Source organism: Mesorhizobium sp. M7A.F.Ca.MR.362.00.0.0 (assembly GCF_004023175.1).
In the GTDB taxonomy this organism is placed as follows: domain Bacteria; phylum Pseudomonadota; class Alphaproteobacteria; order Rhizobiales; family Rhizobiaceae; genus Mesorhizobium.
On the sequence record NZ_RZTF01000278.1, the window covers coordinates 1 to 6,038 of the forward strand.

At 64.0% G+C, this 6,038-nt stretch carries 8 protein-coding genes; 4 read left to right on the forward strand and 4 right to left on the reverse strand.

The genetic code is table 11. The features are described 5' to 3' along the window. The coding region (locus tag EOC06_RS26405; protein ID WP_145967818.1) for a bifunctional adenosylcobinamide kinase/adenosylcobinamide-phosphate guanylyltransferase at nt 1-380 on the forward strand (380 nt) is incomplete at its 5' end. Between the two features lies 1 nt (nt 381). Further along, nucleotides 382-996 (forward strand): cob(I)yrinic acid a,c-diamide adenosyltransferase, encoded by a 615-nt coding sequence (gene cobO, locus EOC06_RS26410; protein ID WP_128309159.1) that lies wholly within the window; start codon nt 382-384, stop codon nt 994-996. Nucleotides 997-1,035: 39 nt separating this feature from the next. On the opposite strand, the gene cbiB is transcribed toward cobO, so the two are convergent. Beyond that, nucleotides 1,036-2,004, reverse strand: coding sequence for an adenosylcobinamide-phosphate synthase CbiB (gene cbiB, locus EOC06_RS26415; protein WP_128309160.1), 969 nt, complete (start codon nt 2,002-2,004; stop codon nt 1,036-1,038). Between cbiB and cobD the strand changes: the two genes are divergently transcribed. Together cobD and EOC06_RS26425 are read left to right on the forward strand one after the other, a co-directional pair. Beyond that, nucleotides 2,003-3,019: a threonine-phosphate decarboxylase CobD gene (gene cobD, locus EOC06_RS26420; RefSeq protein ID WP_128309161.1), complete on the forward strand. Its 1,017-nt coding sequence runs from the start codon at nt 2,003-2,005 to the stop codon at nt 3,017-3,019. The two genes, cbiB and cobD, sit on opposite strands and share 2 nt — an antisense overlap. Next, complete coding sequence (locus EOC06_RS26425; RefSeq protein ID WP_128309162.1) at nt 3,016-3,525, forward strand: tyrosine phosphatase family protein; 510 nt, start codon at nt 3,016-3,018, stop codon at nt 3,523-3,525. The genes cobD and EOC06_RS26425 overlap by 4 nt, the downstream gene beginning before the upstream one ends. 36 nt (nt 3,526-3,561) lie before the next feature. On the opposite strand, the gene EOC06_RS26430 is transcribed toward EOC06_RS26425, so the two are convergent. The 3 genes from EOC06_RS26430 to EOC06_RS26440 form a co-directional block, all read right to left on the reverse strand. Continuing rightward, nucleotides 3,562-3,951, reverse strand: a complete 390-nt coding sequence (locus EOC06_RS26430; protein WP_368773604.1) for an SMI1/KNR4 family protein — start codon at nt 3,949-3,951, stop codon at nt 3,562-3,564. 577 nt (nt 3,952-4,528) lie between these two features. Next, nucleotides 4,529-5,332 (reverse strand): creatininase family protein, encoded by an 804-nt coding sequence (locus tag EOC06_RS26435; RefSeq protein ID WP_128309164.1) that lies wholly within the window; start codon nt 5,330-5,332, stop codon nt 4,529-4,531. A gap of 54 nt (nt 5,333-5,386) precedes the next feature. After that, on the reverse strand, nt 5,387-5,770 hold the full coding sequence (locus EOC06_RS26440; protein WP_127271694.1) for a RidA family protein: 384 nt from the start codon (nt 5,768-5,770) through the stop codon (nt 5,387-5,389). Nucleotides 5,771-6,038 lie beyond the last annotated feature (268 nt).

Consider the following 6,038-nt stretch of genomic DNA (forward strand, 5'->3'; position numbering starts at 1 on the left):
TGCATGAACGCATCGCGTTGCACCGATCGCGGCGCGGCGAAGGCTGGACGACCATCGACGCACCGCTCGATCTCGCCGGTACGCTTGCCGCCTTGCCGGAGGATCGGCCGGTGCTTGTCGACTGCCTGACGCTGTGGCTGACCAACCACATGCTGGCCGAACACGATTTCGAGCTGGAATGCCGGCGATTGACGGAGGTGCTGTCGCGGCCGCGCGGGCCCTGGTTCGTGGTGTCCAATGAGGTCGGCCAGGGTATCGTGCCGGACAATGCACTGGCGCGCCGGTTTCGCGATGCCGCCGGTCGGCTCAACCAGCAGGTCGCCGCCGTCGCCGACATGGTGCTGCTTATGGTGGCAGGGCTGCCGCTCAAGGTGAAATGACATGACCGACATCGACAATAGGGACGAAGAACGCCACCGCGCCAAGATGGCCAAGCGCAAGGCTGTGCAGGATGCCGAGGTGGCGAGCAAGACGGTCGAGAAGGGATTGCTGATCGTCAACACCGGTCCCGGCAAGGGCAAGACCACGGCTGCCTTCGGCCTGGCGCTGCGGATGCTCGGCTACGGCAAGCGCGTCGGCGTTGTCCAGTTCATCAAGGGCAAGTGGCACACCGGCGAGAAGGACGCCTTCGCCGCCTTCGGCGACCGCGTCGTCTGGCACGCGATGGGCGAGGGGTTCACCTGGGAAACGCAGGACCTGAAGCGCGACATCGCCGCCGCCGAAGCCGCCTGGGCCAAGGTGCTCGAACTGATGGCCGATCCGTCGATCAGCCTGCTGGTGCTCGACGAACTGAACATTGCGCTGCGCTACGACTATCTCGATCTCGACAAAGTGGTTGCGGCGTTGAAGGCGCGGCGTGAGGGCCTGCATGTCGTGGTCACCGGCCGCAACGCCAAGCCGGCGCTGGTTGAGGCCGCCGACCTCGTCACCGAAATGGGCGTGACCAAGCACCATTTTTCCGCAGGCGTGAAAGCGCAGCAGGGGATCGAGTTCTGAGCGTTTCTTACCCTCCCCACAAGGGGAGGGTGAAGTAGATCACGCCACGATGACAACGACCGAAACCAACCCGAACAGCGCGATCAGCAGATAGTCGGCGATGCGATAGAGTTTCAGCGCTCGCCTTATGTCGACGCTGTCGGCCTCGCGCCGCCCACCTTCGCCCATGAAGACGTCGTCCACGAGCACGCCGCCGTAGCTGCGCGGCCCGGCGAGCGCCAGGCCGAGCGCACCGGCCATCGCCGCTTCCGGCCAGCCGGCATTGGGTGAGCGGTGTTTTTTCGCGTCGCGCCACACCGCATGCCAGGCATTTTTCGCATCAGCGCCTTTGACGAAGAACGCCGCCAGCACGATCAGCAGCGCCGTCAGCCGCGACGCCGGCAGATTGATCCAGTCGTCGAAGCGCGCCGCCGCCCAGCCGAAGGCCTCGTGGCGCGGGGTGCGGTGGCCGATCATCGAATCGGCGGTGTTGGCGGCCTTGTAGGCGGCGCCGCCAGCCAGGCCGCCGACGCCGGTCCAGAAGGCAGGGGCGACGATGCCGTCGGAAAAATTCTCGGCCAGGCTCTCTATCGCCGCGCGGCAGACGCCGGCCCTGTCGAGCGTTTCAGGGTCGCGGCCCACGATCCGCGAAACGGCAAGGCGGGCCAAGGCGAGGCCGCCGGTGTCGAGGGCGTCAGCCACCGCCTCGACATGCTCATAGAGGCTCTTCTGCGACAGAAGCGATGTTGCCAGGAGGGCCGTGATGACCAGGCCCATGGGAACGAACCAGAACAGGATCTGTACGCCCAGGCCAATTATCGCCGGCACCAGCACGATGACCAGCAGCGCCTGGACACCACGCTTGCGACGCAGCGCGTCGGGATCAGTGGCGCGGTTGAGCCTGCGGTCGAGAAAGGATATCAGCCTGCCGAACCACGTCACCGGATGGCCGATGGCGCGAAACAGCCAATCGGGGTAACCGAGGGCGAATTCGACGGCCAATGACAGGAAAGCGATCAGGACTGACATGAAGCTTCTTAATGGGGCGGTTGTGGACCATGGTGGAAGTCTTGGCCGCGCGAGGGCGCTTTTCCCCAACGCCCTGCTGCCATTCGTCGACCTCTCGACCGGTATCAATCCGCACTCCTACCCGCTTTTCGACCTGCCCGCCACCTCGCTGTCGCGGTTGCCGGAAGCCGCGCGCACGCGTGAGCTGACAGAGATCGCTGCCAGTGCCTATGGGGCGCCGTCGCCAGCCAACATCGTGGCGGCACCGGGCACGCAGATCCTGTTGCCGCGCGTCGCCTCGCTGATTACCCCCGGAAGGGCGCTGGTGCTGGGTCCGACCTACGCCGAACATGCCCGCGCAGCAGTGATCGCCGGGCACGCGGTGACCGAGGTCGGCGATTTCGCTGACCTGGCGGACGCCGACCTTGCCATCATGGTCAATCCGAACAATCCGGATGGACGTGTCTTCGAGCGCGACCGGTTGCTGGCTCTGGCTGCCGGATTGCGCGCCAAGGGCGGGCTGCTGGTTGTCGACGAGGCGTTCATGGATGTTGGGCCGCGCGAGCATAGCCTCTGCGGCGATGTCGGCCAGGGCGGCGTCGTCGTGCTGCGCTCGTTCGGCAAGTTCTTTGGTCTAGCCGGCCTGCGGCTCGGTTTTGCACTTTCCGATGCTGTGACGGTCGAACGGCTGGAAACACAATTCGGGCCATGGGCCGTTGCCGGCCCGGCGCTGGAATACGGCATTCGCGCGCTTGCCGATATCGGCTGGCAGGACGCGATGCGGACGGCGCTGGCTGATGAATCGGCGCGGCTCGATGCGCTGTTCGGCCGCTTCGGTATTCCCGTTATGGGTGGCACCACGCTGTTCCGTTTTCTTCGCCTGCCGCATGCTGCCGATTTGTTTGCCGCGCTCGGCGGGCGCGGCATTCTGCTTCGCCATTTTGCCGATCGGCCTGACGTTCTGCGCGCCGGCCTGCCGGGGAGTGAGGAGGAATGGCAGCGGCTCGAGCATCAATCGAAGGGTTCGAAACAATGATCCATGTCTGCTCGCTGGCAAAGATCGAGGAAACGGTGGCCAGGAGCGGCGCCGACCGCATGCTGTCGCTGCTTGCCGCCGGAACGGCGGTGGTCCGGCCGGCCTCGATATCGAAAGAAAATCATCTGCATCTGGTCATGCATGACATCGCGGCGGCGCAGGACGGCATGACCATGCCGGGCGAGGAGCATGTGCGCAATTTGCTCGATTTCGCGCGCCGCTGGGACCGGGCAAGGCCGATGCTCGTGCATTGTTATGCCGGCATCAGCCGCTCGACGGCTTCGGCCTATATCATCGCGGCCGCATTGGCGCCGAAGCGTGACGAGGCCGAGTTGGCGCGGACGCTGCGGGCGCTGTCGCCTTCGGCAACGCCCAATCCGCGACTGATCGCGGTGGCCGATGCGCTGCTTGATCGCAACGGCCGCATGATCGAGGCGATCGAATCGATCGGCCGCGGTGCGGATGCCTTTGAAGGGACGCCATTCGCGCTGAAGATCGACATGTAGGGCATGCTGCCCGAGTGCTATCTCATTCAAAATCCGTCATAGGAAGGGGCCACGTGCGCCCAGAAGGCTTCGTGCACCTTCGTGGAAGTCGTTTGATGGGGGCGCCTTCAATCGGAACCGGCGCAGCACGGGCTCTTCCGCCGCTTCCAATCTGAAATTGCCGCTTTCCAGCAGCCCGGCGATCCACTCGAGGAACTTGCCAAGGGATTCCGCAAGCACCGCCTTCACATCTTCGTCGCGCCCAAAGAGGATGACTTGGCCGACGCGACCGCTGGGCCAAGGATCGAAATCGAGACCGATATGATTGCCTGAGCCATCATGGGTCAGCGGTATCCAGCGCGGATTGATATAGGCCGGGTCAACCGCGTGTTCAGGCCACGCTCCTCCGGGAATTTCATAGCGATTGCCGCCGAAATCGACGAGCACATCGCCCCAGGCTTTCCATTGCGCCCCTGCCTGATGCAGCGGCAGCAGCGGAAGCCCATAGATAGGCCCCAACGGTCGTCGTTTTCGCCGTCGTGCCATCGGTATAGGGCGCGATAGGCGCGCGGCATCTTGAGGCCGATCAGGCGCTCGAACGTATCCAGTTGCGCGTCCGTGGCCAGCGGATTGAACACATATTTGTCTGGCGGCAGATGGGCAGCATACCAGGCATCAAGGCGCGCAAGCACCGGCGCGATATCTTCCTCCAGCAACGGCTTCGCCTGACCCGGCGGCCGTTTGGGATGGCTGGCTTCGGCCATGGGGGATTTTGTCCTGATTTGCCGCATTGCGCACATGGTAGGAAGCAGCCCCGCAAGGCTCAGGGCTCCAAAGATAGACGCACCGATCAGCACATTGCGCCTGCTCCGATCCATCACGGACATTCCGGCGCGATTGATCGGCGCCGCCATACAAGCCCCGAAGGCATCGCAGGTCTCGGCCCGGATTCGTTTGCCACCATTCAGACGAAGTCCGAGTTTGGCGGGCAACGGTTGTCTGTGATTACCTTCATAGCAGACACTTATCTCAACCAGTCCGCGAGCTTCGCCTTGCGCACATCCCGCAGCAGGCTGATGAAGCCGTCGGCCTGATATTCTGCCGTCAGCCGGCCCTTTTCCGCCGTCGCGATGCTGGCATCGCCGACGACGCCGTTCGGGTTGAGATCGCTAGCGATCCAGGCCAAGGCGTGGGTGCCGGTGTGGCGCAACAGCGAAAATTCCTTCTCGGCCTTGGCGACATTGGAAACGAAATTGTCTGATTTGCCCATGTCGACAAGGTCGGGTCGGAAATGCAGCATCAGCGAGGTCTCGACATCGCCGCCATGGATGCCGTGGCGGTCCTCGAGATCGGTGTACATGCCGGCCGGGCGGCCGAAGCGCTGCCAGCTGGTCTTTACCGCCAGCATTTTTTCGCGCACGCGCAATTCGCGCGTGACGATGCCCATGATCTCCTCGTTGCCGCCATGTGAGTTGACAACGATCAGCTTGCGCACGCCGGCGCGCGCGATCGACAGGCCAAGCTCGGTCCAGGCTTCAATCAGCGTGGTTGCCGGCAAAGTGAGGGTGCCCGGCGCGTGAAGATGCTCGTTCGACTTGCCCACCGCCTGGACCGGCAGGATGCGGATGTCGAGGTCGTCGGGCAGGCGCGAAATGACCGTGTCGAGCATGCCGTTCATGATCGAGGTGTCGGTCGATACCGGCAGATGCGGCCCATGCTGCTCGATCGCCGCCACCGGCAGCACGGCGATCGTCGCCTCCGGGTCGATCGAGGCGTATTCGGTGGTCCGGTAGTCGCCCCACCACACGCGTCTTTTGGCTACGGTCATGTCATGCCTCTTCAATGGTCAGGCAGACCTAGCGCGGCAAGCCCCGCCTGTCGATCACCCGGCCGCGATAGCCTCAACCTCGACTTTGAATTCGGGTCGGGCAAAGCCGGAGACGATCATCAGCGTCGAGGCCGGCGCGGGGCTGGAAAACAGCCGGTCGCGGACATCCATATAGGGCCGCAGATGCGCGCGGTCGGTGACATAGGCGTTGATACGGATGATGTCGCGTAGGCCCAGCCCGGCTTCGCCGAGGATCGCTTCGATGTTGCGGAAGCAGAGTTCGGCCTGCGCGCCGGCCTCTTCGGGAATCTGGTCGTCCGCGGTTATGGCAACCTGACCCGAGCACAGCACCAGCCGCTTTCCAGGCGGTACCTCGACCCCGTGGCTGTAGCGGGCAAAGGGCGGCTTGATCGACTTCGGGGTGAGGAATCTGAACATGGCAATCTCCTGGGTGCCGCCAGCCTAAAGCCGGACCCATTACACCTTCAAGATGGCGGTGCATGTTGCCCGGGCGATTGTGGACAGCCGTTCAAAAAATAGGCACGATGCCTTTCGTACAGCATGACCCGTCCGCGCTTGGCATGGCAACGTCTTTCAAGCGGGCGGCCCCGGCGCCAGACGCCGGTGGCATGTGTCTTGCTTCTTGAATCTTTGGTGTCGAGCCTGGCGCGTGGCGCGCCGGAGCAAACAGAGGGTGGTGTGGATG

Coding starts and splice junctions, on each gene's coding strand:
- EOC06_RS26440 (WP_127271694.1), bottom strand. CDS start 5,770: ATGTTCAGATTCCTCACCCCGAAGTCGATCAAGCCGCCCTTTGCCCGC.
- EOC06_RS26425 (WP_128309162.1), top strand. CDS start 3,016: ATGATCCATGTCTGCTCGCTGGCAAAGATCGAGGAAACGGTGGCCAGG.
- cbiB (WP_128309160.1), bottom strand. CDS start 2,004: ATGTCAGTCCTGATCGCTTTCCTGTCATTGGCCGTCGAATTCGCCCTC.
- cobO (WP_128309159.1), top strand. CDS start 382: ATGACCGACATCGACAATAGGGACGAAGAACGCCACCGCGCCAAGATG.
- cobD (WP_128309161.1), top strand. CDS start 2,003: ATGAAGCTTCTTAATGGGGCGGTTGTGGACCATGGTGGAAGTCTTGGC.
- EOC06_RS26435 (WP_128309164.1), bottom strand. CDS start 5,332: ATGACCGTAGCCAAAAGACGCGTGTGGTGGGGCGACTACCGGACCACC.